This window comes from Pseudomonas sp. PDM26 (genome assembly GCF_019219185.1).
Lineage (GTDB): Bacteria > Pseudomonadota > Gammaproteobacteria > Pseudomonadales > Pseudomonadaceae > Aquipseudomonas.
The window spans coordinates 81,556-107,514 of sequence record NZ_JAHUWC010000011.1 but is presented as its reverse complement, the minus strand read 5'-3'; the positions used below and the strand labels follow the sequence as shown (position 1 = coordinate 107,514).

At 60.8% G+C, this 25,959-nt stretch carries 22 protein-coding genes; 11 read left to right on the top strand and 11 right to left on the bottom strand.

Annotated features, from left to right (window positions below; all coding sequences use genetic code 11):
- Window positions 1–72: 72 nt before the first annotated feature.
- From KW849_RS21195 to KW849_RS21175, 5 genes are all read right to left on the bottom strand, one after another.
- A complete protein-coding gene (locus KW849_RS21195; protein WP_218431123.1) occupies window positions 73–2,517 on the bottom strand; it encodes a TonB-dependent siderophore receptor in 2,445 nt (814 codons plus the stop codon).
- A 159-nt stretch (window positions 2,518–2,676) separates the two neighbouring features.
- Window positions 2,677–3,651 carry a FecR domain-containing protein gene (locus KW849_RS21190; protein ID WP_218431122.1) on the bottom strand — a complete coding sequence of 325 codons (975 nt, stop codon included), beginning with the start codon at window positions 3,649–3,651 and terminating at the stop codon, window positions 2,677–2,679.
- Window positions 3,648–4,166 carry an RNA polymerase sigma factor gene (locus KW849_RS21185; RefSeq protein ID WP_218431121.1) on the bottom strand — a complete coding sequence of 173 codons (519 nt, stop codon included), beginning with the start codon at window positions 4,164–4,166 and terminating at the stop codon, window positions 3,648–3,650. Before KW849_RS21185 ends, KW849_RS21190 begins: the two co-directional genes overlap by 4 nt.
- Before the next feature lie 239 nt (window positions 4,167–4,405).
- Window positions 4,406–5,113 (bottom strand): PolC-type DNA polymerase III, encoded by a 708-nt coding sequence (locus KW849_RS21180; protein ID WP_218431120.1) that lies wholly within the window; start codon window positions 5,111–5,113, stop codon window positions 4,406–4,408.
- Complete coding sequence (locus KW849_RS21175; RefSeq protein ID WP_218431241.1) at window positions 5,110–7,050, bottom strand: putative nucleotidyltransferase substrate binding domain-containing protein; 1,941 nt, start codon at window positions 7,048–7,050, stop codon at window positions 5,110–5,112. Before KW849_RS21175 ends, KW849_RS21180 begins: the two co-directional genes overlap by 4 nt.
- A gap of 253 nt (window positions 7,051–7,303) precedes the next feature.
- Between KW849_RS21175 and KW849_RS21170 the strand changes: the two genes are divergently transcribed.
- The gene (locus KW849_RS21170) at window positions 7,304–7,765 is read left to right on the top strand and encodes a response regulator (protein ID WP_218431119.1); all 462 of its coding nucleotides are present in this window, start codon (window positions 7,304–7,306) and stop codon (window positions 7,763–7,765) included.
- Window positions 7,766–7,865: 100 nt separating this feature from the next.
- On the opposite strand, the gene KW849_RS21165 is transcribed toward KW849_RS21170, so the two are convergent.
- Entirely contained in the window at window positions 7,866–10,055 is a 2,190-nt protein-coding gene (locus tag KW849_RS21165; RefSeq protein WP_218431118.1) for a malate synthase G, read from the bottom strand.
- A 576-nt stretch (window positions 10,056–10,631) separates the two neighbouring features.
- Here KW849_RS21165 and KW849_RS21160 point away from each other — a divergent pair.
- On the top strand, window positions 10,632–11,150 hold the full coding sequence (locus KW849_RS21160; RefSeq protein WP_085727721.1) for a glycine cleavage system protein R: 519 nt from the start codon (window positions 10,632–10,634) through the stop codon (window positions 11,148–11,150).
- A 215-nt stretch (window positions 11,151–11,365) separates the two neighbouring features.
- Here KW849_RS21160 and rarD read toward each other — a convergent pair whose 3' ends face one another.
- From rarD to KW849_RS21135, 5 genes are all read right to left on the bottom strand, one after another.
- Window positions 11,366–12,253, bottom strand: a complete 888-nt coding sequence (gene rarD / locus KW849_RS21155) for an EamA family transporter RarD (protein WP_115947985.1) — start codon at window positions 12,251–12,253, stop codon at window positions 11,366–11,368.
- A 159-nt stretch (window positions 12,254–12,412) separates the two neighbouring features.
- A complete protein-coding gene (locus tag KW849_RS21150; RefSeq protein WP_218431117.1) occupies window positions 12,413–13,387 on the bottom strand; it encodes a serine/threonine protein kinase in 975 nt (324 codons plus the stop codon).
- A gap of 178 nt (window positions 13,388–13,565) precedes the next feature.
- Complete coding sequence (locus KW849_RS21145; RefSeq protein WP_218431116.1) at window positions 13,566–15,467, bottom strand: PhoX family phosphatase; 1,902 nt, start codon at window positions 15,465–15,467, stop codon at window positions 13,566–13,568.
- A 67-nt stretch (window positions 15,468–15,534) separates the two neighbouring features.
- Complete coding sequence (locus KW849_RS21140; protein WP_218431115.1) at window positions 15,535–16,299, bottom strand: TOBE domain-containing protein; 765 nt, start codon at window positions 16,297–16,299, stop codon at window positions 15,535–15,537.
- A gap of 63 nt (window positions 16,300–16,362) precedes the next feature.
- Complete coding sequence (locus KW849_RS21135; RefSeq protein WP_218431114.1) at window positions 16,363–17,103, bottom strand: ComF family protein; 741 nt, start codon at window positions 17,101–17,103, stop codon at window positions 16,363–16,365.
- Between the two features lie 93 nt (window positions 17,104–17,196).
- Here KW849_RS21135 and bioB point away from each other — a divergent pair, with 93 nt between their 5' ends.
- The 9 genes from bioB (at window position 17,197) to KW849_RS21090 (ending at window position 25,909) form a co-directional block, all read left to right on the top strand.
- On the top strand, window positions 17,197–18,252 hold the full coding sequence (gene bioB / locus KW849_RS21130) for a biotin synthase BioB (protein WP_108216938.1): 1,056 nt from the start codon (window positions 17,197–17,199) through the stop codon (window positions 18,250–18,252).
- A 97-nt stretch (window positions 18,253–18,349) separates the two neighbouring features.
- Window positions 18,350–19,528: an 8-amino-7-oxononanoate synthase gene (gene bioF / locus KW849_RS21125; protein ID WP_218431113.1), complete on the top strand. Its 1,179-nt coding sequence runs from the start codon at window positions 18,350–18,352 to the stop codon at window positions 19,526–19,528.
- On the top strand, window positions 19,521–20,252 hold the full coding sequence (locus KW849_RS21120) for an alpha/beta fold hydrolase (protein WP_218431112.1): 732 nt from the start codon (window positions 19,521–19,523) through the stop codon (window positions 20,250–20,252). Before bioF ends, KW849_RS21120 begins: the two co-directional genes overlap by 8 nt.
- The gene (gene bioC / locus KW849_RS21115; RefSeq protein ID WP_218431111.1) at window positions 20,245–21,057 is read left to right on the top strand and encodes a malonyl-ACP O-methyltransferase BioC; all 813 of its coding nucleotides are present in this window, start codon (window positions 20,245–20,247) and stop codon (window positions 21,055–21,057) included. Before KW849_RS21120 ends, bioC begins: the two co-directional genes overlap by 8 nt.
- Window positions 21,054–21,734 (top strand): dethiobiotin synthase, encoded by a 681-nt coding sequence (gene bioD / locus KW849_RS21110; protein WP_218431110.1) that lies wholly within the window; start codon window positions 21,054–21,056, stop codon window positions 21,732–21,734. Before bioC ends, bioD begins: the two co-directional genes overlap by 4 nt.
- A 123-nt stretch (window positions 21,735–21,857) precedes the next feature.
- Window positions 21,858–22,154 carry a pyrroloquinoline quinone biosynthesis protein PqqE gene (locus tag KW849_RS21105; RefSeq protein WP_218431109.1) on the top strand — a complete coding sequence of 99 codons (297 nt, stop codon included), beginning with the start codon at window positions 21,858–21,860 and terminating at the stop codon, window positions 22,152–22,154.
- 278 nt (window positions 22,155–22,432) lie between these two features.
- The gene (locus KW849_RS21100) at window positions 22,433–24,238 is read left to right on the top strand and encodes a phenylacyl-CoA dehydrogenase (protein ID WP_218431108.1); all 1,806 of its coding nucleotides are present in this window, start codon (window positions 22,433–22,435) and stop codon (window positions 24,236–24,238) included.
- Window positions 24,239–24,372: 134 nt separating this feature from the next.
- Entirely contained in the window at window positions 24,373–24,519 is a 147-nt protein-coding gene (locus tag KW849_RS21095) for a hypothetical protein (RefSeq protein ID WP_218431248.1), read from the top strand.
- 97 nt (window positions 24,520–24,616) lie between these two features.
- Window positions 24,617–25,909, top strand: coding sequence for a GGDEF domain-containing protein (locus KW849_RS21090; protein WP_218431107.1), 1,293 nt, complete (start codon window positions 24,617–24,619; stop codon window positions 25,907–25,909).
- Window positions 25,910–25,959 lie beyond the last annotated feature (50 nt).

The window sequence follows — 25,959 nt, the reverse complement described above, 5'->3', positions numbered from 1 at the left end:
TTCATAGCCTTCAGAAAAACCAAAACCGCCTGCGAAGGACGGCCTGGTCATTGAGCGTGTCAGCTCAAAGCGTTACCACTTGTAGGTTGCACTTGCGACGACACTGCGCTGGTCGCCGTAGTAGCAGTAGAAGCTGTCGCAAGTCGAGATGTAGTCCTTGTCGAACAGGTTGGTCGCGTTAACGGCCAGCGAAGCGCCTTTGAGGCTGTTGTCCAGGCGACCGAGGTCGTAGTGAACCACCGCGTCGAACACCGTGTAGGCGCCGGCCTTGCCCAGCCAGGTGTTGGCCTGGTCGCCGTAGGTGTTGCCGGTGTAGCGCGCGCCAGCGCCGATGCCGAAGCCATTCAGCACGCCGTTGTGCCAGGTGTAGTCGCCCCACACCGATGCTTGCTGGTTAGGCATCAGTTGCAGGCGATTGCCCTTGTAAATGCCTTCTTGCACTTCGGATTTGGCCAGGGTGTAAGCAGCAGTGACCTTGAGGTTTTCGGTCACGTCGGAAACGGCTTCCAGCTCCAGGCCTTTGACTTTCACTTCGCCGGTCTGGCTGGTGACCGTCACGTTGCCCACGTTGTTGGTAACGGAAACGTTTTTCTGGGTCAGGTCGTACACCGCCGCGGTCAGCAGGGTGTTGCTGCCCGGTGGCTGGTACTTGATCCCCAGTTCCCATTGCTTGCCTTCAGTCGGCTTGAACGACTCGGTCGGCGAGGCGACGGCATTGCTGGTCGGCTGGAACGATTCGGCGTAGGACAGGTAAGGCACGAAGCCCGAGTCGAACACGTAGCTGATTGCCGCGTTGCCGCTGAAGTTCTTGTCGCGTTCGGTGTTGGTGGCATCGCCTTTGTTGAAGAACGTGGTACCGGTGTGGACCCAGTCTTCACGACCGCCGAGGGTCAGGCGCCATTGGCCGAGGGCCATCTGGTCCTGGATGTACAGGCCGGTCTGCTGGGTCTTCTGTTCGTAGTCATAAAAGGCCGTGGAACGTGGCGGACGGGTGATCGGCAAGCCATAGACGGGGTCGTTGACGTTGATGCCCGGCGCGGTGCCGAAGATCGAGAGGTAGTTGGTGGTGTTGCGCTGGTGGTCCAGGCCGATCAGCAAGGTGTGACTGACGTCGCCGATGACGAAGTCGCCCTGGAAGTTGTTGTCCACGGCGAATTGGGCGATGTCTTCGTCGACGTTGGTGGTGCCACGTCCGGTGTTGCCTTGATCGTCGACGACAAAGCCGAGGTTGGCGAAGTCAGGGTTGTAGCTGTTGACGGTCACAGCCTGGAACGACAACTCCGACTTGGTGTAGCGCAGGTTCTGCCGGAACTGCCAGACATCGTTCAGGCGGTGTTCGAAGGCATAACCCAGTGCGTAGTAGGTTCGGTCGTAGAAGTCGTAGTTCGGATCACCCAGGTTCTTGTGGTGGGAGATCTCGCCGAATGGCATGTCGATCTTGGTGCCCTGGATCGGATAGAACTGACTGGTGATACCGGTATCGTCACGGGTGAACTGCGTGAGCAGGGTGAACCTGGTGTCTTCGTCGATGTTCCAGGTCAGGCTGGGTGCAATGTTGTAGCGCTTGTCATCGATGTGGTCGATGGGCGTGCCGCCGTCGCGCAGCACGCCGCTGAGGCTGTACAGGAACTGGCCTTCTTCATCGATCTTGCCGGTGCTGGCGAAGTTGATCTGGCGATGATTGTCGCTGCCGTATTGCAGCTGGATCTCGCTGCTGTCTTCAGCGCTTGGGCGACGGCTGACCATGTCCAGCAGGCCGCCCGGCGGGGTCTGGCCGTACACGGAGGAGGCCGGTCCGCGCAGCAGCGCCAGGCGGTCGAGGTTCCAGGTTTCCTGTTTCGGGTTGGCGTACACACCTTTTGGCAGTGGCAGGCCGTCGAGGAATTGAGTCGGCTCGAAACCCCGCACGCGCAACCAGTCGGCGCGGGTGTCGCTGCCGAAGCTGCTGGAGGTGATGCCCGGCAAGTAGCGCACGGCATCGTCGAGGGTGTGCGCGTTGCGGTCGTCCATCTGCTCGCGAGTGACGACCGAAATCGAGCGCGGCGCCTCGACCAGCGCGGTGTCGGTCTTGGTGCCGGCGGCGGTGCGCTTGGCCAGGTAGCCCTGTGCCGGGCCCCAAGCGCTTTCAGTGTCTTGCACACCGATCACGCTGGTTGCCGGCAGGTCCATCACGCCCTCGGGCACGGCCACCAGGCTGTAGGTGCCCGCACTGCTCAGTTCCAGTTGCAGTCCAGTGCCACGCAGGGCTTCGCGCAAGGAGCCGGCTGCGTCGAACTGGCCTTTGACTGGCGCAGAGGTCTTGTCCGCCGCCAGGGATGGATTCAACGACAGGGCCAAACCGGCCTGGCTGGCGATCTGGTTCAGGGTGTTGGCCAGTGGTGCGGCCGGCAGGTTGTAGGCGCGGACGCTGGACGCCTGTTCGGCGGCGACCAGTTGGCTGCTGGCCAACGGGGTGCAAAGGGCAATGGCGACCGCCAGCAAACTGCGGCGCAACAGGGAGTCTAGCGAACGGGGCATACAGCGGCTCCTGAATGTAAATATTTCTCAATTGCCTCTGTGCCGAGCGAAAATCGAAAAGTGATAGGGCTGGATGAAAATAATTTCGATTCAGCTATTCAATAAGCATTGAGGAGCTTCAGGCATGCGCATTTTGTGGCGAGGGGGCTGTGTGCGGGCTCAGGGCTTGGCATCGGCCTTGGCCACGACCTTCACCCACCATTGCGTGTGCTGTTCGATCTGCACCGGCAGGGTCGGCAGCAGGGCATTGAGTGCCAGGTCGGTGTCGCGCAGCGGGAAGCTGCCGGTGATGCGCAGGTCGGCCACTTCCGGCGCGACCCCGACGTATCCGTTGCGATAGCGGCCGATTTCATGCACCAGATCTTCCAGCCGCGTGTTGTCCACCACCAGCATGCCGCGGGTCCAGGCATCCGCGCCGAGGTTGACGGCCAGCACCGGACCCAGGCCATTGTTGCGGATCAGAACCTGCTGGCCTTCGCGCAGAATCCGTTCGTCCGGGGTGGATTCAGGGTGAACCGCCACCGCCGACTGCAACACACTCAGGCGCGTGCCGTCTTCCTCGCGCTTGACCAGAAACCGCGTACCCAACGCGCGCATGCTGCCTTCACGGGTTTCGACGATGAACGGCCGGGGATCGCCATGGCCGGTTTCCACCAGGATTTCGCCCTCCTGCAGCACGATGCGCCGCTGTTTTTCATCGAAGCGCACATCCAGGGCACTGTGGGTGTTGAGATTGATCAGCGTGCCATCAGTCAGGCGCAGGGTGCGCTGTTCGCCAACGGCGGTGCGCTGGTCGGCCAGCCAATAGTCGATCGGCAGGTAACGCTCCCCGGCGAACAGCGCCAGGCCGATCACCGCAACCACACTCGCCACACCATTGCCGAGCTTGCGGACCCGGCGGCGGATGCCTTCGCGCGATTGCAGCAGGGCGGCGCGGGCCGGGCCGCTGGCCACGCCGAAACGCTGGTCGAGCATGCCCAACTGGCGCCAGGCGCGGGCGTGCTCTTCGTGGGCCGCGTGCCACTTGGCGAACTCTTCGCGTTCTACCGGGTTGGCGCAATCCATGGACAACTGCCAGGCAATCGCCGCGTCCAGCACGTTGGCCGATACCGGTTTGGAACTGAGCGGATTCAAGTCGGCTCACCATAGAGTGCGATGTAACACTGACGAACGCCTTGGGCCAGGTACTGGCGCACCCGCGGCACCGACACCCCGAGGCGATCGGCGATGTCTGCGTGGCCGAGGCCGTCGAGACGGTTGTAGAGGAACGCCGCCCGGGCCTTGCTGGAAAGCTTGCCGAGCAATCGGTCGATGTTTTTCAGGTCTTCGAGGATCATTTGCTGTTCTTGCACCGACGGTTGTTCGGCTTCGGGAACCAGCATCAACTCGGTGAGGTAAGCCTGTTCCAGCGCGGCGCGGCGGAAATAATCGAACAGCAGGCCCTTGGCGATCGCCACCAGGAATGCCCGGGGCTCGCGCGGGACCTTCAGTTCCTCGCGGCCCAGCAAGCGCACGAACGTGTCCTGGCTCAGGTCTTCGGCCCGCTGCGGGCAGGCGACGTTGCGTCGAAGCCAGGCCAATAGCCAACTGCGGTGGTCGCGATATAACGCACCGACGAGCTCATTTTGAGGGCTTGGGACTGACGACACGCCGCACACCGATTGGGAAATATTAACTAACGAGAATTGTTCGCGATTGTGTCAGAGGCGAGGGAGGTAAGCAATTGGCGTTGGTCGGGTGGGAATTTGGCGACGGCCTTTGTAGGAGCGAGCTTGCTCGCGATGAGCCAGAGAACAACGCGGGGTGTCAGATTGGACGCGTTATCGTTGACGACCATCGTCGGAACGCCGCCCGGAGCAAGCTCGCTCCTACAGGGATGGTGTAAGGATCAGAAGGACGGCGCCTGTTGCCGACGTTTGCGCTGACTCAAGCGCTGTTGCAGATTCAACGGGCTATGAATCTGCTGCTGCCGCGCGCGGCTGAACAGGATCAGCGCCAGTTCAGCAGTGGCCAGGGCGTCGGCGCTGGCGTGGTGGCGCTCGAAGACTTCGAGCTTGAACCAGTCTATCCAATCGTCCAGCCCGGCCTCGCGAATGTGCGCTTGCGGGCACAGCAGCGGTGCAATGTCCGCGACGTCCAGAAACGGATGCTGCAACTTGAAGCCCAGATGATCTTTCAGCGCACGGCCGAGCATGTGTTGGTCAAACGGCGCGTGGAAGGCCAGTACCGGACTGTCTGCGATGTACTCCATCAAGTCGAGCAGCGCTTCTGCCGGGTCGCTGCCCGCCGCAATGGCGCTGGGGCCAATGCCGTGGATCAGCACACTGGGGCCGAGTTTCACTTGCGGATATTGCAGGGTGCGTTCGAACTGCTGGCGAAAGTCGATGGCTCCGTCCTCGATCACCACCGCACCGATGGACAATACGTGGTCCTTGTTCAGGTTCAAGCCGGTGGTTTCCAGATCGAGCACCACCCAGCGTTGCTCGCGCAGGCTGCACTCAGACAGGTCGGCAGCCGTCGGTAATTGGTCCAGCCGATGTTGCAGATGAGCCGGGAGGGTGGGACTCGCCGGGCGCAGCCATGAAAACAGGCTCATAACTGATACCGCAAGGTCAGGCTGCTTTGCAGGCGTTGTGCCTGGCGCAGGGACTCACGCAGGATGCGTCGGTCCAGATGATTGAGGCTGTCGGGGTCGACCCGATTAGAGTAAGGAAAATTCTCCCGGGTCTGTAGTTGGTGTTGCTGCATGCGGGTTTGCTGGATGAAGTGATACGCCTCTTCGTACGCGGCGCCGTCCAGGGGATCGATGACCTCCTTGGCAACCAACTGGCGAAAACGCTCCAGCGTGTTGTTCGCTTCAATACCGTGGACCAGGGCCAGCAACCGAGCGCCGTCGACGAACGGTGCCAGGCCTTGAATCTTCAGGTCCAGGGTGGCCTTCTCGCCATTTTTACGCGCCAGCACGAACTCGCGGAAACGCCCTACGGGCGGGCGATTGCGCAGCGCATTCTCGGCCATCATGCGCTGGAACAAACGGTTGTCACCGACCTGCTCGAGAATGCCCCGGCGCAACTGCTCACAACCTTGCTCGCTGCCCCAGACCACGCGCAAATCGAAATAGATGCTCGAACCCAGCAGGTTCTCCGGGGTTGCTTCGCGGATAAACGCCGCAAAGCGTCGCGCCCATTCGGCCCGGGACAGGCACAGCTCGGGGTTGCCGGCCATGATATTGCCCTTGCACAAGGTGAAGCCGCACAGCGCCAGGCTCTGGTTGATCTGCTGGGCGATGGGCAACAACTTGCCGCGAATCTCGGCGGCATGGGCCGCGTCCCTGGCTTCGAACAGAATGCCGTTGTCCTGATCGGTGTGCAGGGTCTGCTCGCGACGGCCTTCACTGCCGAAACACAGCCAGCTGAACGGCACGCCGGGGTCGCCTTTTTCGGCGAGGGTCAGCTCGATCACCCGGCACACGGTGTGGTCGTTGAGCAAGGTGATGATGTGGGTGATCTGCGTCGAAGACGCGCCGTGGGCCAGCATGCGCTCGACCAGTTGACCGATTTCGCCCCGCAGCGCCACCAGGTTTTCCACCTTCTGCGCATTGCGGATAGTGCGCGCCAGGTGCACCAGGTCGACCCGCTGCAGGGAAAACAGATCGCGCTCGGAAACCACACCGCACAAGCGTTGGTCCTTGACCAGGCAGACATGGGCGATGTGCCGTTCGGTCATGGCAATCGCCGCGTCGAATGCACTGTGATCCGGCGACAGGAAGAACGGCGCCCGGGTCATGTACCCTTCGATGGCTTCACTGAAATCACTGCTGCCGTTGGCCACTGTCTGACGCAGGTCACGCAGGGTGAAAATCCCCAGTGGCGCCTTGAGTTCATCGACCACCACGATGCTGCCGACCTGTTGTTCGTGCATCAACGTCACGGCTTCGCGCAATGGCGTGTGCGGGGCGCATGTCACCGGGTGGCGCATGGCCAATTCGCCCAGTCGGGTATTGAGTGAATATTGGGTGCCGAGGGTTTCCACGGCTTTTTGCTGCACTTGCTGGTTGACCTGATCCAGCAGGCTGCTGACGCAGCGCAGGGCGAAGTTGCGGAAGGTGTCCGATAGCGAAAACAGGCGGATGAACGCCGGTTTGTTTAGCTGCAGGCAAAAGGTGTCCTCGCCGGCCAGGTGCTCGGTGCGGGTCGCCCGCTCACCCAGCAACGCCGCGAGGGGGAAACATTCGCCGGTGGTGATCTCGAAGACCGTTTCGGTGCCTTCTTTTGCCGTATGCGGGCGTTCGCCCACGACCCGGCCTTGCTTGACGATATAGAAGTGCTCGACCGGCCCGTCGGCGGGTTTAATGATGCTCTCGCCGGGGGCGTAAAAACGCAGCTGACATTGCTCGACCAGATACGCCAGGTGAGCGTGTTCCATCTGGTTGAAGGGCGGGAAACGCTGAAGGAATTGCAACGTGCCCTGGATGTTTTGCAACACCGCGGTTTTCCCTGCCTGTGTGAAGGCGTCCGCTTTACTCATAACCATTACCGCAGTCTTTTTTGAATTGTTGTAGTCGGATGACATGGACATGGTCGACCCCTGCGGTCGGGGTGCCCATTGGACGTAAGTCTAGGTAGGCAATCAGGGTGATGGAATGTCGGAAAAACCTTACGCAACTGTGAGAAAAACCTCTCTATCCTGCTATTGGAAAAATATCCGACGGGGTGCACATTGATAGTTCGCGGAGCGATGTCTCACCGCTGTGCCAGGGAATTGTATTGAACATATAGGGAAAGCCATGCCCGACCACGACATTTTGAGTGACGCCGAGCGCGAAGCGCTGAGCGCCGTCATGCTGGAACCTGACCTGCCGCCGCAACGGGTGCTGATCGTCGATGACGATAAAGACGCCCGCGAGCTGCTGTCAGATATCCTCGCGTCGGAGGGTATTCGCTGCAAGACAGCAGCCAGTGGCGAGTCGGCACTCAAGATCCTGGTAGCCGAGGCAGAGATCAAAAAGCCCACGATCGGTTTACTGATCACCGACCTGCGAATGGGCCACGTCGACGGTTTGGATCTGATCCGTCAGATACGTGAATCGGAAAGGGCGGCATTGCCGATCATCATTGTCTCGGGTGACGCCGACGTGAAGGATGCAATCGCCGCGATGCATTTGAGCGTGGTGGATTTTCTGCTCAAGCCGATTGATGTCGGGCATTTGCTTGAGTTGGTCAAGCGTGAGCTTGGGATAAAGCCTTAGTTCAAAGGTGTCGGCCCTTGCACAATCTCTGTGGGTAGCCCAAAAAGAAAAGCCCTGAGCTTTCGATCAGGGCTTTTTCATGTCCGGCGTAAACGCTCAGTTACAGGCCATTGGCAGCCTTGAACTCGCGACGACGACGGTGCAGGACCGGCTCGGTGTAGCCGTTCGGCTGTTTGGTACCTTCGACCACCAGTTCGACGGCTGCCTGGAAGGCAATGTTGCTGTCGAAGTTCGGGGCCAGCGGACGGTACAGCGCGTCGCCGGCGTTCTGGCGGTCAACCACTGGCGCCATGCGCTTGAGGCTTTCCATGACCTGGTCTTCGGTGACGATGCCATGGCGCAGCCAGTTGGCGATGTGCTGGCTGGAAATACGCAGCGTTGCACGGTCTTCCATCAGGCCGATGTCGTTGATGTCCGGCACTTTCGAACAGCCGACGCCCTGGTCGATCCAGCGCACCACGTAGCCGAGAATGCCCTGGCTGTTGTTGTCCAGTTCGTTCTTGATCTGCTCAAAGGTCCACTGCGGGTTTACCGCCAGCGGGATGGTCAGGATGTCGTCTACCGAGGCATGCGCACGTTTGGCCAGCTCGGCCTGACGGGCGAACACGTCAACCTTGTGGTAGTGCAGCGCGTGCAACACAGCAGCAGTCGGCGACGGTACCCAGGCGGTGTTGGCACCGGCCAGCGGGTGAGCGATTTTCTGTTCGAGCATCGCCGCCATCAGGTCAGGCATGGCCCACATGCCTTTACCGATCTGTGCGCGACCTTGCAGGCCGGTGCTCAGACCGATATCGACGTTGGAGTTCTCGTAGGCGCCGATCCATTTTTCCGCCTTCATGTCCGCCTTGCGCACCATCGGGCCGGCTTCCATGGAGGTGTGGATTTCATCGCCCGTGCGGTCGAGGAAACCGGTGTTGATGAACACCACGCGCTCGCTCGCCGCCTTGATGCAGGCCTTGAGGTTGATCGTGGTACGACGCTCCTCGTCCATGATCCCGACTTTGAGGGTGTTGCGCGGCAGGCCCAGCACGTCTTCGATGCGACCGAACAGCTCATTGGTGAACGCGGCTTCTTCAGGGCCGTGCATCTTCGGCTTCACGATGTAGATCGAGCCGGTGCGGGTGTTTTTGCGCGAGGTGTTGCCGTTCAGGTTGTGCATCGATGCCAGGCAAGTCACCAGGCCATCGAGAATGCCTTCCGGCACTTCGTTACCGTCTTTGTCGAGGATCGCGTCGATGGTCATCAGGTGACCGACGTTACGCACGAACAGCAACGAACGACCGTGCAGGCTCAGTTCACTGCCATCGACAGCGGTATAGGTGCGGTCGGCGTTCATAGTGCGGGTAAAGGTCTGACCGCCCTTGGCGACGCTTTCCGACAGATCGCCCTTCATCAGACCGAGCCAGTTGCGGTAGATCACCACTTTGTCATCGGCATCGACAGCGGCAACGGAGTCTTCGCAGTCCATGATAGTGGTCAGCGCGGCCTCCATCAGGATGTCTTTGACACCGGCTGCGTCGGTCTGGCCAATCGGGGTGCTGGCATCGACCTGGATTTCGAAATGCAGGCCGTTGTTTTTCAGCAGGATCGCGCTCGGTGCAGCGGCATCGCCCTGGAAGCCGATCAGTTGCGCATCGTTGCGCAGGCCGGTGTTGCTGCCGCCTTTAAGGGCGACCACCAGTTTGCCGTCGACGATCTTGTAGCCGGTGGAGTCGACGTGGGAGCCGGCTGCCAAAGGCGCCGATTCGTCGAGGAAGGCACGGGCGAAAGCGATGACCTTGTCACCGCGCACCTTGTTGTAGCCTTTGCCTTTTTCCGCGCCATCGGCTTCGCTGATGGCGTCAGTGCCGTAGAGCGCATCGTACAGCGAGCCCCAGCGGGCGTTCGAGGCATTGAGCGCGAAGCGGGCGTTCATGACCGGCACCACGAGCTGTGGGCCGGCCATGCGGGCGATTTCGTCATCGACGTTTTGCGTCGTTGCCTGGAAATCGGCCGCTTCTGGCAGCAGATAACCGATGTCTTGCAGAAAGGCTTTATAGGCCTTCGCGTCGTGCGGCTGGGCTGACCCAAGAGCTTGGCGGGATTGGTGCCAGCCATCGATACGAGCCTGGAAATCATCGCGTTTGGCGAGTAGGGCTTTGTTCTTCGGCGCCAGGTCATGGATGACCTTGTCGGCACCGGCCCAGAACTTATCGGCGGTGAGGCCGGTACCGGGAATGGCTTCGTTGTTCACGAAGTCGAACAGGACTTTGGCGACCTGCAGGCCACCGACTTGAACGTGTTCAGTCATTGCTTGCCTCACTCTGCTCAGCTATTTCGCTTTTCAGCTCTTCAATTTAACAATGAAGCCTTTGGCCATTTAAACCACAAACCCCTCTACCAGTACATGCCCATTACGGGCGGCTGGGCTGGGACCGATCAACGGCTTGGGGCCTTGCTGACAGGGCTTTCAGGGTTGTGGACGTGCCTGCGGCAGACATCGATCCAACGTTATGTAGTGCGTGCTGCGGCATACTACATGATGAATTGCGGTTGTGAAAATCAGACTAATTACGTCGTTCTGCGACCCCATGACGCATTGCGGTCACGGTGCGGAGCGGGATGTTCTCAAAAAACCAGTAGATTGTTCCAGTTAAATATCGAAAGTTGTACACATTGTCTTCGGTGCTCTGCTATGGAGCGGCGCTTTCTGTGGCGAGGGAGCTTGCTCCCGCTCGACTGCGCAGCAGTCGTAAAAGGTATTGGGCTCGCTTCGCAAGCCAGCGGGAGCAAGCTCCCTCGCCACAGAAAGTAGTGCCGCGCTGAATGGTTACCCTTGCCTATACTTGGTTCTCTATAACAAAAGTCATGACCAGAGGGCTGCGCCATGGACCACCTCGTACTCACCGTATTCGCACCGGACAAGCCAGGGCAAGTCGAGCGCATTGCCCAATGCATCGCCGAACACGGCGGTAACTGGCTGGAAAGTCGCATGTCGCGCATGGCGGGACAATTCGCCGGGATTCTTCGAGTGGGTGTGCCGGCCGAGGCCTATGACGAATTGGTCGATGCCCTACAGGGCTTGTCCGCCCAGGGCATTCGCGTGTTGATCGCCGAAAGTAGCATCGAACAATCCTGCACCTGGAAGCCGATCGCCATGGAACTGGTGGGCAATGATCGTCCGGGGATCGTGCGTGACATCACACGCTTGTTGAGCGAGCAGGGGGTGAACCTGGAGCGGCTGGTCACCGAAGTGCGCCCGGCACCGATGAGCAGCGAGCCGTTGTTCCACGCCGAAGCGATTCTTGCCGTCCCGCTGACGCTGTCGCTGGACGTGCTGCAATCGCGCCTGGAAACCCTGGCGGACGACCTGATGGTCGAGCTGGTGCTGCGCAGTGAACCCTGATCGGGTTATCCAAGTTAAACGTGCACCCGCCTGTGGATAACCTGTAGAGACACCCCGCCAGGCCACACCGGCCGGGGTTCTTCAGGATCTGATCAAAAAACCAGCAGTTTCAGCCACTTGCGCACAATCGGCGGGGATCACGCTGTGGATAACCTTGGGAAGGAATGATGCAGGCCACGGGAGACGTGGCCTATAGGGTTTTGTGTGTTTTTTGATCAGCTGCGGCGGCGCAAACTTATCCACGCATCGACGCTGTAAACCGCCAGGCCGGCCCAGATAAACATGAACGCTACCAGGGTGCTGGACGACAGGTGCTCGCCAAACAGCAGGACCGCTTGCAGCAGCACCAGTGTCGGTGCCAGATATTGGAGAAAGCCCAGTGTCGTGTAGGGCAAATGCCGGGCAGCCGCGTTGAAACAGACCAGCGGCACCAGCGTGATCGGGCCGGCGGCCACCAGCCACCAGGCCTGAGAGGTGGTCCAGAATTCGGCCTGGGCGCTGCTGGCCGTCGGATTGAGCAGCAACCAACCGAGGGCAATCGGCACCAGCATCCAGGTTTCCACCACCAGCCCCGGCAGCGCCTTGACCGGTGCCTGCTTGCGAATCAGGCCATAGAAACCGAAGGTCAGTGCCAGCGCCAGCGATACCCACGGCAGGCTGCCCACTTGCCAGACCTGCTGCGCCACACCCACGGCCGCCAGCCCCACGGCAATCCATTGCATGCGTCGCAGCCGCTCACCAAGAATCAGCATGCCCAGCAACACATTCACCAATGGGTTGATGTAGTAACCAAGGCTGGCCTCCAGCATGCGGCCGTTGTTCACCGACCAGACGTAGGTCAGCCAGTTGGCCGCAATCAGTGCACCGCTCAGGGCCAGGGTCGCCATCCTTCGCGGGTTCTCCCGCAGTTCGCGCCACCAGCCGGGATGCTTCCAGACCATCAGCAACAAGGCGCCGAAGAGCGCCGACCACAGTACCCGGTGGATGATGATTTCCACGGCGGGCACGCTGGCGATGGCTTTGAAATAGAGGGGGAAAAGTCCCCAGATGATGTAGGCACTCAGGCCCAGAATGTACCCGCGACGCGGGTTGGCGGCTTGCATGCAGAATCCTTGCTTAGGCAGCTAACAAAGAGAAGGATTGTAAGGTGGTTGTATAGATGTGTCGTGTCAGAAAAAAGATCGCAGCCTGCGGCAGCTCCTACAGAGAAAACACATTCGCCCTGTAGGAGCTGCTGCAGGCTGCGATCTTTTGATTTCCGATTAAAACAGCTTCAACGGCTCTTCATTGAGCGCGGCCAACTGCTCGCGCAACGCCAACACCTGATCACCCCAATAACGCTCGGTGCCGAACCACGGGAAACTGCGGGGGAAGGCCGGATCGTCCCAGCGGCGGGCAAGCCAGGCGCTGTAATGCATCAGGCGCAGGGCGCGCAACGGTTCGATCAAGGCCAGTTCACGGGGGTCGAAGTCGTGGAATTCGTTGTAGCCGTCCATCAGTTCCGACAACTGGCTCAGGCAATCCTGACGATCGCCGGCCAGCATCATCCAGATGTCCTGCACCGCCGGACCCATGCGGCAGTCGTCGAGGTCGACGATATGGAACATCTCGTCGCGGCACATCATGTTGCCGGGGTGACAGTCACCGTGCATGCGAATGTTCTGGTGCGGCGTGTTGTTGTAGGCATCTTCCACACGCTTGAGCAGGTCGCGGGCCACTGACTCGTAGGCCGGCAGCAGGCTGCGGGGGATGAAATTGCCGTCGAGCAACGTGGCCAGCGAGTCATGGCCGAAATTTTTCACCGCCAGTGCTTCACGGTGCTCGAATGGCCGGGTCGAGCCGACCGCATGCAGGCGCCCGAGCAACTGGCCCAGGCGATACAACTGGTCGAGATTGCCCGGCTCCGGCGCGCGGCCACCACGGCGGGGGAACAGGGTGAAACGGAAACCGTTGTGCTCGTGCAGGGTTTTACCGTTGTGGATCAACGGCGCCACGACCGGCACCTCGCAGTCGGCGAGTTCGGCGGTGAACTGGTGCTCTTCCAGAATCGCTTCGTTACTCCAGCGTTGCGGCCGGTAGAACTTGGCGATCAGTGGCTCGGCGTCTTCGATACCGACCTGATAAACGCGGTTCTCGTAGCTGTTGAGCGCCAGGATGCGCGCGTCGCTGAGAAAGCCGATGCTTTCGACGGCGTCGAGTACGAGGTCTGGCGTAAGGGTTTCAAACGGGTGGGCCATGCTGACTCCTGCGCGCAGCAGGCTGCTGCGTCCGGCCAGGCATGGTAGCGCAGACGGGCGCGGATAGGGTGGTGACCGTGCTGACGCTTTCGCGGGCAAGCCCGCTCCTACAGGGGTATGCGCGGGTTTCAGTTCGGCGCAATCCTGTGGGAGCGGGCTTGCCCGCGAAGAGGCCGGGTCAGGCGCCGACGATCCCGCCATCTTCCCGTGAAATCGCCATCACCGAAGACCGCGGCTTGCCATTGGGCAGATGCTCGGGGAAGGTCGATCCACCGTTTTCACCCGGGTGCTGGATCCCGACAAACAGGGTTTTCTGATCGGGCGAGAAGCTGATCCCGGTCACTTCACATCCTACCGGGCCAACCATGAAGCGACGGATCTCGCCAGTTACCGGGTCGGCACAGAGCATCTGGTTGTTGCCCATGCCGGCAAAGTCTCCGGCGTTGCTCGAATCGCCGTCGGTGAGAATCCACAAGCGTCCGGCCTTGTCGAAGCCCAGGCCGTCCGGGCTGTTGAACATGTTCTGCGGCGTGATGTTCGACGATCCGCCTTTGGGTGTGCCGGCGTGAACCCCCGGATTACCGGCGACGACGAACAGGTCCCAGGCAAAGGTTTTCGAGCCGTGATCGTCACGCTCGGTGCGCCAGCGCAGGATCTGCCCGTAGACGTTCTTCTCGCGCGGGTTCGGTCCGCCCACCGGTTGCCCGTCTTCGCCACGTTTGGCGTTGTTGGTCAGCGTGCAGTAGACCTGGCCGTCCTTGGGGCTGACCACGATCCATTCCGGGCGGTCCATGCGCGTGGCTTTCACCACGCTGGCGGCGAGACGGGCGTGGATCAGCACTTCGGCCTGATCGGCAAAGCCGCTGCTGGCGTCGATACCGTTTTTGCCGTGGGTCAGCTCGATCCATTCACCCTGGCCTTTCGGGTGGTCGACATTGCCGTCGCCGGCATCGAAACGCGCCACGTACAGGGTGCCGTGATCGAGAATGTCGCGGTTGGCCTTGGGGTTCTTGTGGTCGATCTTGTCGCGGCTGACGAATTTGTAGATGAACTCACCGCGTTCATCGTCGCCCATGTACACCACGGCATGACCGTCGCCTGTTTCGGCCAGGGCGGCGTTTTCGTGTTTGAAGCGGCCCAGGGCCGTGCGTTTGACCGGCGTCGATTTCGGATCGAACGGATCGATCTCCACCACCCAGCCGTGACGGTTGAGTTCGTTGGGGTTCTTGGCCATGTCGAAGCGCTCGTCGTGCGGGTGCCAGTTGATCTCTTTGCTGGTGGCCACCACGCCGTAGCGTTTTTGCACCGGGTCGAATTTCTGCTCGGCGTTGCTGCTGCCGAAGCAGTCGGTGAAGTTCTCTTCACAGGTCAGATAGGTGCCCCACGGTGTCTTGCCATTGGCGCAGTTCTGGAACGTGCCCAGAACGTTCTTGCCGTGGGGATCGGCACTGGTTTTCAGCAGGGCATGCCCGGCGGCCGGGCCGCTCAGGCTGATCGGTGCGTTGCCGTGAATGCGGCGGTTGTAGCGCGAGCCCTGGACGAATTGCCATTGGCCGTTCTTGCGCTGCACTTCAATCACCGACACACCTTCGCAGGCCAGCGCCTTGCGCACTTCTTCCGCTGATTGCGGCATGCCGCCGTGGGCGTAGAGGTAGCGATAGTTGGTGTATTCGTTGTTGATCGCCATCAACGCCCGGTCTTTTTCGCCTGGAAATTCGAACAGGCTCATGCCGTCGTTGTTGTCGCCGAATTGGACTTCCTGATGTTCGGCGCTGCCGTTACCGCTCGGGTCGAACGCCGGGCCGTCCTTGTGCAAAGGCTGGCCCCAGCTGATCAGCACCGAGGACTTGTAGCCCGGTGGCAGGGTGATGGAGTCAGTGGTGGCGGCGGCAATGCTGTCAAAGCCCAGCAACTGGCTGTTACCGGCGCTGACGCTGGCAGCCATCACACTGCGGCTCAGCAGGTTGCCGCCGAGGAACATCGCGGCGCCGCACAGGGCACCTGCGCTGATGAAGCCGCGACGACTGAGGCCGACCATGGTTTCGAGGTCGGTGGACTGGTTTTCTTCTAATAGGCTCATTTCAGGCTCCCTGCGGATTTTGCAGACACCTTAATGGTGAGTAATGAACCTTTTGTTGCAGTTTTGCTTATAGCGGTGTGCCGAGCAGAACCCTGGACGGCGAAAACTCGACGCGCACCGGTTTGCCGCAGGTCAACCGCAATGCCTGCAGATGACTCGGTTCGGCCAAGGCGCATAGGGTCAGACCGTTGGGCAGGGTGATGCGCACTTCGCTGGGGCTGTCGTCGGCGTCGAGAATTTTTTCGATGATGCCGCTGAGGCAATTGTTTCCAGGCGTTTCGACAGAGTCTATTTGCAGCACGTCGAGCCAACCGGCCTTGATCAATGCCACGACGTCGGTGCCGATTTGCAGTTCCAGGCGCTCGGTGCTGTCGTGGGTGATTTGTGCGGCGACGATCACGCCTTTGGCGACTTCGAGGCGAATCAGGTCGTTGCGCCCCTGAGGTTCGATTGCGATCACCTTGCCGTGCAACTGATTGCGCGCGCTGGTGCGCAGCATCAGGCGCCCGAGCAGGTCGAGGTCGCTCGCGTCTTCAGCGGCTTCCAGCACCTGGGCCTGCAAGGCTTGCAACTTCTGGTACAGGCGCAACACTCGCTCGCCTTCGTTGGACAGGCGGGCACCGCCACCGCCCTTGCCGCCGACGATCCGCTCCACCAGCGGCTTCTGCGCCAGGTTGTTCAGCTCATCGATCGCATCCCAGGCGGCCTTGTAGCTCATGCCCGCGCTTTTGGCCGCGCGGGTGATCGAGCCTTGTTCGGCGATGTGCTGCAGCAGGGCGATGCGCTGCGGACGGCGGACGATGTGCTGGGACAGCAAGGTAGGCAAGGACATGACAAGTCGCTTTGGGTGGTGACGATGCCGAGGACGTTGGTCGCTTGGGTCGCTCGAGTCAAGTCAGGGTGTCTCACCGGGTTTGGGCGTGCGGGCCAGGCAATAGACGTCGACCCTCGCCGCACCGGTGTCCATCAGCAGGCGAGCCAGGGCCTGGGCCGTGGCACCCGTGGTCAGGACGTCGTCGACCAGGGCCAGGTGTTGGTCTTTGACGACGGCGCCGGGCGCCAGGGCGAAAGCGTTGCGCAGGTTCTTTCGGCGGGCTTCGGCGTTCAAGGCCTGTTGGGCATCGGTGTCCTGGGTTCGTAGCAGCAGCCGTTCGTCGCAAGGTATATCGAGACTCGTACCCAGCCACTGAGCCAGCATCGCCGCCTGATTGAACCCGCGCTGGCGCAGGCGTCGGTTGGCCAGTGGCACCGGGATCAGAAAATCGGGTCGCTCCAGGTCGTCTTCGAAGCGATGTTGCAGGTATTGAGCGAGAAGTTCGGCGAGCAGGCGGCCAAACGGCCACTTTGCGTTGTGTTTGAAGCGGGTGATCAGGCTGTCTACCGGGAAGCTGTAGGTCCAGGGGGTAATCACTTGTTCGAAGGCCGGTGGCTGCTTCAAGCAATGGCCGCAGGTCAGTCCCGCCGCCGGGAGCGGCAGGGCGCAGGTCTGGCAGTGATCACCGAGCCAGGGCAACTCGGTTTCGCAGGCCGTGCAGACAGGGGAGATGCCGTCGGCCGTTTCATCGCACAAAAGACATGACTGTTTGTTTTTTGACCAGATGTAAACCGGTCCTTTGTATCGCGGTTGACAGCGCATCGCTCTTCCTTAAATATGCCGAAACATCTGTGAAGCGACTGTGACATTCCATTACCCAGCCGCCTGCCAAAGCATAATTCAAAGGAAACGCCCATGAGCGCCAGCACCACTGCAACCCTGCGTCATGACTGGACTTTGGCCGAAGTCAAAGCACTCTTCGTTCAGCCATTCAACGACCTGCTGTTCCAGGCGCAGACGGTGCACCGTGCGCATTTCGACGCCAACCGTGTCCAGGTGTCGACCCTGCTGTCGATCAAAACCGGCGCCTGCCCGGAAGATTGCAAATATTGTCCGCAGTCCGGTCACTACAACACCGGCCTGGAAAAAGAAAAGCTGATGGAAGTGCAGAAGGTCCTCGAGGAGGCCGCGCGCGCCAAGGCTATCGGTTCGACTCGTTTCTGCATGGGCGCGGCGTGGAAGCACCCTTCGGCCAAGGACATGCCTTATGTACTGAAGATGGTCGAAGGCGTGAAAGCCCTGGGCCTGGAAACCTGCATGACCCTCGGCCGCCTGGATCAGGACCAGACCGAAGCGCTGGCCAAGGCCGGACTCGACTACTACAACCACAACCTCGATACCTCGCCGGAGTTCTACGGCAGCATCATCACCACCCGCACCTACGGCGAGCGCCTGCAAACCCTGGCGTATGTGCGTGAATCGGGGATGAAGATCTGCTCCGGCGGCATTCTTGGCATGGGCGAGTCGCTGGACGACCGCGCCAACCTGCTGATCCAGCTGGCCAACCTGCCGGAGCACCCGGAGTCGGTGCCGATCAACATGCTGGTGAAAGTCGCCGGCACGCCACTGGAAAATGCCGACGACGTCGACCCGTTCGACTTCATCCGCATGCTCGCCGTCGCGCGCATCCTGATGCCGCAATCCCACGTGCGCCTGTCCGCCGGCCGCGAAGCCATGAACGAACAGATGCAGGCCCTGGCGTTCTTCGCCGGTGCCAACTCGATTTTCTACGGCGAAAAACTGCTGACCACCGCCAACCCGCAGGCCGACAAGGACATGCAACTGTTCTCGCGCCTGGGCATCCTGCCGGAAGCGCGTGAAGAGCACTCGGATGAAGTGCATCAGGCCGCCATCGAGCAGGCGTTGGTGGAGCAGAAGAGCAGCGAGCAGTTCTATAACGCGGCGGTTTGATCCGCCACCGCTCCTCTGAATGAATGCAAACCCCCTGTAGGAGCGAGCTTGCTCGCTCCTACAGGGGGAAATGTGTCACTTGATAGTCGAGGCCTGCATGTCTTTCGATCTCGCCGCACGCCTTGCTGCCCGTCGTGCCGAAAACCTCTACCGCCAGCGCCCGCTGCTCGAAAGCCCGCAGGGGCCGCAAGTGGTGGTCGATGGCCAGCCGTTGCTGGCGTTCTGTAGCAACGACTACCTGGGCCTGGCCAATCATCCGCAAGTGATCGAAGCCTGGCGCGCCGGTGCTTTGAAGTGGGGTGTGGGCGGAGGGGCGTCACATCTGGTCATCGGCCATAGCGCCCCGCACCATGCCCTGGAAGAAGCATTGGCCGACTTGACCGGTCGCCCTCGCGCGTTGCTGTTCACCACCGGTTACATGGCCAACCTCGGCGCGGTCACGGCGCTGGTGGGGCAGGGCGATACGGTGCTCGAAGACCGGCTCAATCATGCGTCGCTGCTCGACGCGGGGCTGCTGTCCGGCGCGCGGTTCAACCGTTATCTGCACAACGACCCGGTGAGCCTGGCCAAGCGCCTGGAAAAAGCCACCGGTAATACGCTGGTGGTCACCGACGGCGTGTTCAGCATGGACGGCGATATCGCCGACTTGCCAGCGCTGGCCCGAGAAGCCAAGGCCAAAGGCGCCTGGCTGATGGTCGACGATGCCCATGGATTCGGACCGCTGGGTGCCAACGGTGGTGGCATCGTCGAACATTTTGGCTTGAGCCAGGATGACGTTCCGGTGTTGGTCGGCACGCTCGGCAAAGCGTTCGGTACGGCGGGTGCCTTTGTGGCTGGCAGCGAAGAGCTGATCGAAAGTCTGATCCAGTTCGCCCGGCCCTACATCTACACCACCAGCCAGCCACCGGCGCTGGCCTGTGCCACGTTGAAAAGCCTGGAACTGCTGCGCAGCGAGCACTGGCGTCGCGAGCATTTGCAGGCGCTGATCCGCCAGTTCCGCCACGGTGCCGAACAGATTGGCCTGGAACTCATGGAAAGTTCCACGCCGATCCAGCCGATCATGATCGGCGACGCCGGGCGCGCGGTGCGCCTTTCGCAAATGCTGCGCGAGCGCGGGTTGATGGTGACCGCAATTCGCCCGCCGACCGTACCCGCCGGCAGCGCCCGACTGCGGGTCACGCTGACGGCTGCCCACAGCGAGGCCCAAGTACAGCTATTGTTAAACGGACTGGCCGATTGTTTTCAACAGCTGAAGCCGGAGCCAAGCCATGCGTGATCGTCTGATTCTGCTACCCGGCTGGGGCCTTGGCGTTTCACCGCTGGAGCCTTTGGCGGCGGCCTTGCGCGGTCTGGATGAGCATCTGCTCGTCGAGATCGAGCCGTTGCCGGAGCTGGAGTCGAGCGATCTTGAAGAGTGGCTCGATGAGCTGGACTCGACCTTGCCGCAAGACGCCTGGCTGGGCGGTTGGTCTTTGGGCGGCATGCTCGCCTGCGAGTTGGCGGCCCGGCGTGGCGATCGTTGTTGTGGTGTGTTCACCCTGGCCAGCAACGCTTCTTTTGTCGCTCATGAACAATGGTCAAGCGCCATGCCCGGGGAAACCTTCGATGCGTTTCTGGCGGGATGTGCAGCCGATCCACGCGCGACATTGAAACGCTTTTCACTGCTCTGCGCCCAAGGCGCCGAAGACCCGCGCGGATTGTCGCGGTTGTTGCTCGGTGGCGCACCGAACACCGCCGCGCCGGTGCTGCTCAGTGGCCTGCAAGTGCTCGCGCAATTGGATACACGGCAGGCATTGCAATCGTTCCGCGGTCCGCAACTGCATCTGTTCGCCGGCCTCGACGGGTTGGTGCCGGTGGAAGCGGCGGGCGAGTTGTTGGCATTGCTGCCGGATGTCGAAATCGGCCTGATTGAACAGGCCGGTCACGCGTTTCTTCTGGAGGATCCCCACGGTGTGGCGGGGGCGATCCAGGCCTTTTTGCATGAGTCCGGCGATGACTGATTTATCCCTTCCCAACCTGCCCGGCGGCTTGCCTGACAAGCGCCAGGTAGCAGCATCATTCTCCCGCGCGGCGGCAAGCTACGACAGCGTGGCCGAGTTGCAGCGTGATGTCGGCAGTCAATTGCTCGGGCGCTTGCCGCAGGACTTCGTACCGCAACGTTGGCTGGATCTGGGCTGTGGCACCGGGCATTTCAGTCGTGCGCTGGGTGAGCAATTTGCAGGCAGTCACGGCGTGGCGCTGGACATTGCCGAAGGCATGCTCGACCACGCCCGGCCATTGGGCGGTGCCACGCATTTCGTGGCCGGCGATGCCGAGCGTTTGCCGTTGCAGGATTCGACCTGCGACCTGATCTTTTCCAGCCTGGCGGTGCAGTGGTGCGCGGACTTCGACTCGGTGCTCGGTGAAGCCTTTCGGGTGCTGAAACCGGGCGGCATCTTCGCGTTTGCCAGTCTTTGTGCAGGGACGTTGTTTGAACTGCGCGACAGCTGGCGGCAGGTCGATGGCATGGTGCACGTCAACCGCTTCCGGGAGTTTGGTGTTTATCAGCACTTGTGTGCGGCCAGTGGGTTACGTGTTGTCAGTCTGCAAAACCAGCCGCATGTGCTGCATTACCCGGATGTGCGCAGCCTGACCCATGAACTCAAGGCGCTGGGCGCGCACAACCTCAATCCCGGTCGACCGGGTGGCTTGACCGGCCGGGCGCGGATTTTGGGTTTGATTGAGGCTTATGAGCGGTTTCGTCAGGCCCAGGGACTGCCGGCGACTTATCAAGTGGTGTACGCCGTATTGGAGAAACCCTTATGAGCGCAGCCTATTTCATCGCCGGCACGGATACCGATGTCGGTAAAACCACGGTCGCTGCCGGACTGCTGCATGCGGCGCGTTCGGCGGGATTGAGCACGGCGGCGGGCAAACCGGTCGCTTCCGGTTGCGATGTGACGCCCAAAGGCCTGCGCAACGCCGATGCGCTGGCCTTGCTGGCGGAGTGTTCGCTGCCGCTGACGTATGCACAGGTCAATCCGGTGGCCTTCGAACCGGCCATTGCCCCGCACCTGGCGGCGCGAGAGGCAGGTGTGGCGCTGACGGTGCAGTCGTTGCTGGCGCCAATGCGACAGATTCTGGGCCTGCAGGCGGACTTCACCCTGATCGAAGGCGCTGGTGGCTGGCGCATACCGTTGGCGGATCAGGACAATCTGTCGGACCTCGCCATCGCATTGAAGCTGCCGGTGATTCTGGTGGTCGGCGTGCGACTGGGGTGTATCAGCCATGCCTTGTTGACCGCCGAAGCGATTGCCCGGGACGGTTTGCAGCTGGCGGGATGGGTGGCCAACATCATCGACCCGAAGACCTCGCGGCTGGAAGAAAACCTGGCCACCCTTGCCGAGCGCATCCCGGCGCCGTGCTTGGGGCGTGTGCCTAAACTCAAGGTCGTCACGGCCGAGGCAGTGGCCGAGCACTTGCAACTGGACCTGTTGGACTGACGTTTTTGCAATGCAGATTTTGCCTATGATAAGGCACTATGCCATTAGTGTTTTTGTCGGGTGTTTTGCCGGCCACTCTGCTTCAATGGCCGCTGTTGATCCTTTGAAAGGACGAGTTTTCCCATGGAAATCTCAGGAAACAGCGCTTTTTATGCAGGTTGGAGCACCCTTCAGGCAGGGCAGAACCGTGTCGATCAAGCCGCCGGGCAGATCGCCAACATGACGATCGAGCGATCGGTCACCAGCCAGTCCTCCGAGGCGCAGGTCGATCGTCTGCGATCGGTTGATCGCAGCCAGCAATCGGACCTGGCCAGCAACGTGGTCGAAATGGCCCAAGGCAAGATTCAGGCAGAACTGGGCGTGAAAGTCGCCAAGGCAGCCGATGAAGTGCTTGGAACGTTGATCGATACCTTCGCTTGATTCTTTAAAGAATCCGCACCCTCCAGCGCCGCGCCTGTTCGCGGCGTTTTTCTGCGTAAGTCTTTCTTGCTCAACTAATCTTTTCAGTGTTGCGGGCTGCTTCGAAAGCGCGGCTGCGCTGTCGTGTGCCTGTGTGTCCACGCCTGCGATGACGAACGGCAAAAGATCGACGCTTGACAAGGTTTGGGCGTAAACGTATGTTTCAAACAACTGTTTGATCGCAGCAACGAATCAATGCGGTCGTTCATTCCCGGTTACATCAGCAGAGGTTTATCGCTATGCCTGACTACAAGGCCCCCTTGCGTGATATTCGCTTCGTTCGTGACGAACTGCTTGGCTACGAAGCGCACTATCAGAGCCTTCCGGCTTGTGCCGACGCAACTCCGGACATGGTTGACGCCATTCTTGAGGAGGGTGCCAAGTTTTGTGAACAGGTACTGGCTCCGCTGAACCGTGTGGGCGACATCGAGGGTTGTACCTGGAGCGAGTCCGGCGTCAAGACCCCGACTGGCTTCAAGGAAGCCTACAAGCAATTCGTCGAAGGCGGCTGGCCAAGCCTGGCCCACGACGTTGCGCACGGCGGCCAAGGCCTGCCGGAGTCCCTGGGTCTGGCGGTCAGCGAAATGGTTGGCGAGGCCAACTGGTCGTGGGGCATGTACCCGGGCCTGTCGCACGGTGCGATGAACACCATCTCCGAGCACGGTACTCCTGAGCAGCAAGAGGCTTACCTGACCAAGCTGGTATCCGGCGAGTGGACCGGCACCATGTGCCTGACCGAGCCGCACTGCGGCACTGACCTTGGCATGCTGCGCACCAAGGCCGAGCCTCAGGCCGACGGTTCCTACAAAGTCTCCGGCACCAAGATCTTCATCTCGGCCGGTGAACACGACATGGCCGACAACATCGTCCACATCGTACTGGCCCGCCTGCCGGATGCACCGGCTGGCACCAAAGGCATCTCCCTGTTCATCGTGCCGAAGTTCATGCCGAACGCTGATGGTTCGGTTGGCGCGCGTAACGCCGTGTCCTGCGGTTCCCTGGAACACAAGATGGGCATCCATGGCAACGCCACTTGCGTGATGAACTTCGACGGCGCCACCGGTTTCCTGATCGGCCCGGCGAACAAAGGCCTGAACTGCATGTTCACCTTCATGAATACCGCACGTCTGGGTACCGCGTTGCAAGGCCTGGCCCACGCCGAAGTCGGTTTCCAGGGCGGCCTGAAATACGCTCGTGACCGTCTGCAAATGCGCTCGTTGACTGGCCCGAAAGCGCCGGACAAAGCCGCTGACCCGATCATCGTGCACCCTGACGTACGCCGCATGCTGTTGACCATGAAGGCATTCGCCGAAGGCAACCGTGCGATGGTTTACTTCACCGCCAAGCAGGTCGACATCGTCAAGTACGGCGTAGATGAAGAAGAGAAGAAGAAAGCCGACGCACTGCTGGCTTTCATGACGCCAATCGCCAAGGCCTTCATGACCGAAGTCGGTTTCGAATCGGCCAACCACGGGGTGCAGATCTACGGCGGTCACGGCTTCATCGCCGAGTGGGGCATGGAGCAGAACGTTCGCGACAGCCGCATCTCGATGCTGTACGAAGGCACCACCGGTATCCAGGCACTCGACCTGCTGGGCCGTAAAGTGCTGATGACCCAGGGCGAAGCTCTGAAAGGCTTCACCAAGATTGTCCACAAATTCTGCCAGACCAACGAAGGCAACGAAGCGGTTCAAGAGTTCGTCGCTCCGCTGGCGGCACTGAACAAGGAATGGGGCGAGCTGACCATGAAGGTCGGTATGGCCGCCATGAAGGATCGCGAAGAAGTCGGCGCGGCCTCCGTGGACTACCTGATGTACTCCGGTTACGCCTGCCTGGCCTACTTCTGGGCTGACATGGCGCGTCTGGCTGCCGAGAAACTGGCTGCCGGTACCACCGAAGAGGCGTTCTACACCGCCAAGCTGCAGACTGCGCGCTTCTACTTCCAGCGCATCCTGCCGCGTACCCGCACTCACGTCGCAACCATGCTGTCGGGTGCCAACAACCTGATGGACATGAAAGAAGAGAACTTCGACCTGGGCTACTAAGCCTTAACGAAGCACTTGAAAAAGCCGCTGCTCCTTCGGGAACAGCGGCTTTTTTTGCTTTAGAAGGTTGCCAATGGAATAAATGTTTGTGACGCCCTTTAAAGCGCGGGCACGTTCCCTTTGTAGGAGCTGCGATGCGGCGATCCGACTTGTCGGGTCGCCGCATCGCAGCGATGGTCGATAACGATAACGCGTGTGAACCGGATAAACGCGGCGTGCTTGAGTCCATCGCCAGCAAGCTGGCTCCTACAGTTTCCCGGGATTGCGCGAAGAACCTTTAAAAAGTACCTCAGTAATTCACTCAACAACTCGGACGACCTGCCGTTACAGTGGTTGGCACATTGCCATCTATTGATCTGACCGGTCGGAGCTTTACCCTTGCCGCGCTCTTCCCCTGTGCGTTTCAGTCATTTCCTGCCGTCATTGCTGCTGTTGCTGGCGGGGCTTGCGGCTGCATACATCAAGGATCTGAACGTCTTCTTCACCTCGCTGTTCAACGTGTTGCCCACCCTGGTGTTATTGCTCGGTGGCGCCTATTGCGCGGTTTACCGACGCCAGCGTGAACTGTTTCTGATGGTCACGGTGTACATCGCCTACTTCCTGCTCGACACCCAGACCGACTTTTACCGCGACAACGGCAAGGTGCGTGACGATGCTGCCGTGGTCTTTCATTTGTGTTGCCTGCTGCTGCCACTGCTGTTTGGCGTGTTCGCTGCGTGGCAGGAACGCACCCACCTGTTCCAGGACATGGTGGCGCGTTTTGCAGTACTGCTGGCGGTTGGCAGCGTGGCGCTGGGACTTGAGCAAAGCTATCCGCACGCGCTGCTGGTCTGGCTGTCGGAGATTCGCTGGCCCGCCTTGCATGGCGCCTGGATGAGCCTGATCCAGTTGTCCTATCCGGTGTTCATTGCTGCGTTTGTGCTGCTGGCCTGGCAATACTGGCGCAACCCGCGACCGCTGCATGCCGCGCAACTGGTGGGGCTGCTCGGGCTGTTCTGGATGTTGCCGAAAACCTTCATTCTGCCGTTCACGCTGAACATCATGTGCAGCCAGGTGATGCTGATGATCGCCACCGCCGTTGCCCACGAAGCCTATCAAATGGCCTTCCGCGACGAACTGACCGGGCTGCCTGGCCGTCGTGCATTGAATGAACGCATGCAGCGGCTGGGGCGCAACTACGTGCTGGCGATGAGTGACGTCGACCACTTCAAGAAATTCAATGACACCCACGGCCACGATGTCGGCGATCAGGTGCTGCGGCTGGTGGCCAGCAAACTGTCGAAAATCGGCGGTGGCGGCAAGGCGTATCGCTACGGCGGCGAGGAATTTGCCCTGGTGTTTGCCGGCAAGACCCTCGAAGAGTGCCTGCCGCACCTGGAAGTCATCCGCGAGTCCATCGCCACTTACAACATTCAGCTGCGCAATCAGGAAAATCGCCCGCAGGACGATAATCAGGGGCGCCAGCGGCGTGCTGGTTCCGGGGTGTCGAGTGTGTCGGTGACGGTCAGTATCGGCGTTGCCGAACGGATCGATCAACGCAGCCCCGAAGAGGTGCTCAAGTCCGCTGACCAGGCGCTCTACAGCGCCAAGGGTGCCGGGCGAAACTGCGTGATGGCGTTCGGGCAGAACCGCCGTGGAGCCGTACGCATGGACGCCGCTGCGGTTGAGTGATGATGGCGCATTCAGCGAGCGTCAGGTGGTTGTGAGGCACGGCCGGCGGC

Bases quoted from the DNA above. Each gene is read 5' to 3' on its own strand.
- KW849_RS21195 (WP_218431123.1), bottom strand. From the start codon at position 2,517: ATGCCCCGTTCGCTAGACTCCCTGTTGCGCCGCAGTTTGCTGGCGGTC.
- KW849_RS21180 (WP_218431120.1), bottom strand. From the start codon at position 5,113: ATGAGCCTGTTTTCATGGCTGCGCCCGGCGAGTCCCACCCTCCCGGCT.
- KW849_RS21175 (WP_218431241.1), bottom strand. From the start codon at position 7,050: ATGGTTATGAGTAAAGCGGACGCCTTCACACAGGCAGGGAAAACCGCG.
- KW849_RS21170 (WP_218431119.1), top strand. From the start codon at position 7,304: ATGCCCGACCACGACATTTTGAGTGACGCCGAGCGCGAAGCGCTGAGC.
- KW849_RS21165 (WP_218431118.1), bottom strand. From the start codon at position 10,055: ATGACTGAACACGTTCAAGTCGGTGGCCTGCAGGTCGCCAAAGTCCTG.
- KW849_RS21160 (WP_085727721.1), top strand. From the start codon at position 10,632: ATGGACCACCTCGTACTCACCGTATTCGCACCGGACAAGCCAGGGCAA.
- rarD (WP_115947985.1), bottom strand. From the start codon at position 12,253: ATGCAAGCCGCCAACCCGCGTCGCGGGTACATTCTGGGCCTGAGTGCC.
- KW849_RS21150 (WP_218431117.1), bottom strand. From the start codon at position 13,387: ATGGCCCACCCGTTTGAAACCCTTACGCCAGACCTCGTACTCGACGCC.
- KW849_RS21145 (WP_218431116.1), bottom strand. From the start codon at position 15,467: ATGAGCCTATTAGAAGAAAACCAGTCCACCGACCTCGAAACCATGGTC.
- KW849_RS21140 (WP_218431115.1), bottom strand. From the start codon at position 16,299: ATGTCCTTGCCTACCTTGCTGTCCCAGCACATCGTCCGCCGTCCGCAG.
- KW849_RS21135 (WP_218431114.1), bottom strand. From the start codon at position 17,103: ATGCGCTGTCAACCGCGATACAAAGGACCGGTTTACATCTGGTCAAAA.
- bioB (WP_108216938.1), top strand. From the start codon at position 17,197: ATGAGCGCCAGCACCACTGCAACCCTGCGTCATGACTGGACTTTGGCC.
- bioF (WP_218431113.1), top strand. From the start codon at position 18,350: ATGTCTTTCGATCTCGCCGCACGCCTTGCTGCCCGTCGTGCCGAAAAC.
- KW849_RS21120 (WP_218431112.1), top strand. From the start codon at position 19,521: ATGCGTGATCGTCTGATTCTGCTACCCGGCTGGGGCCTTGGCGTTTCA.
- bioC (WP_218431111.1), top strand. From the start codon at position 20,245: ATGACTGATTTATCCCTTCCCAACCTGCCCGGCGGCTTGCCTGACAAG.
- bioD (WP_218431110.1), top strand. From the start codon at position 21,054: ATGAGCGCAGCCTATTTCATCGCCGGCACGGATACCGATGTCGGTAAA.
- KW849_RS21105 (WP_218431109.1), top strand. From the start codon at position 21,858: ATGGAAATCTCAGGAAACAGCGCTTTTTATGCAGGTTGGAGCACCCTT.
- KW849_RS21100 (WP_218431108.1), top strand. From the start codon at position 22,433: ATGCCTGACTACAAGGCCCCCTTGCGTGATATTCGCTTCGTTCGTGAC.
- KW849_RS21095 (WP_218431248.1), top strand. From the start codon at position 24,373: ATGCGGCGATCCGACTTGTCGGGTCGCCGCATCGCAGCGATGGTCGAT.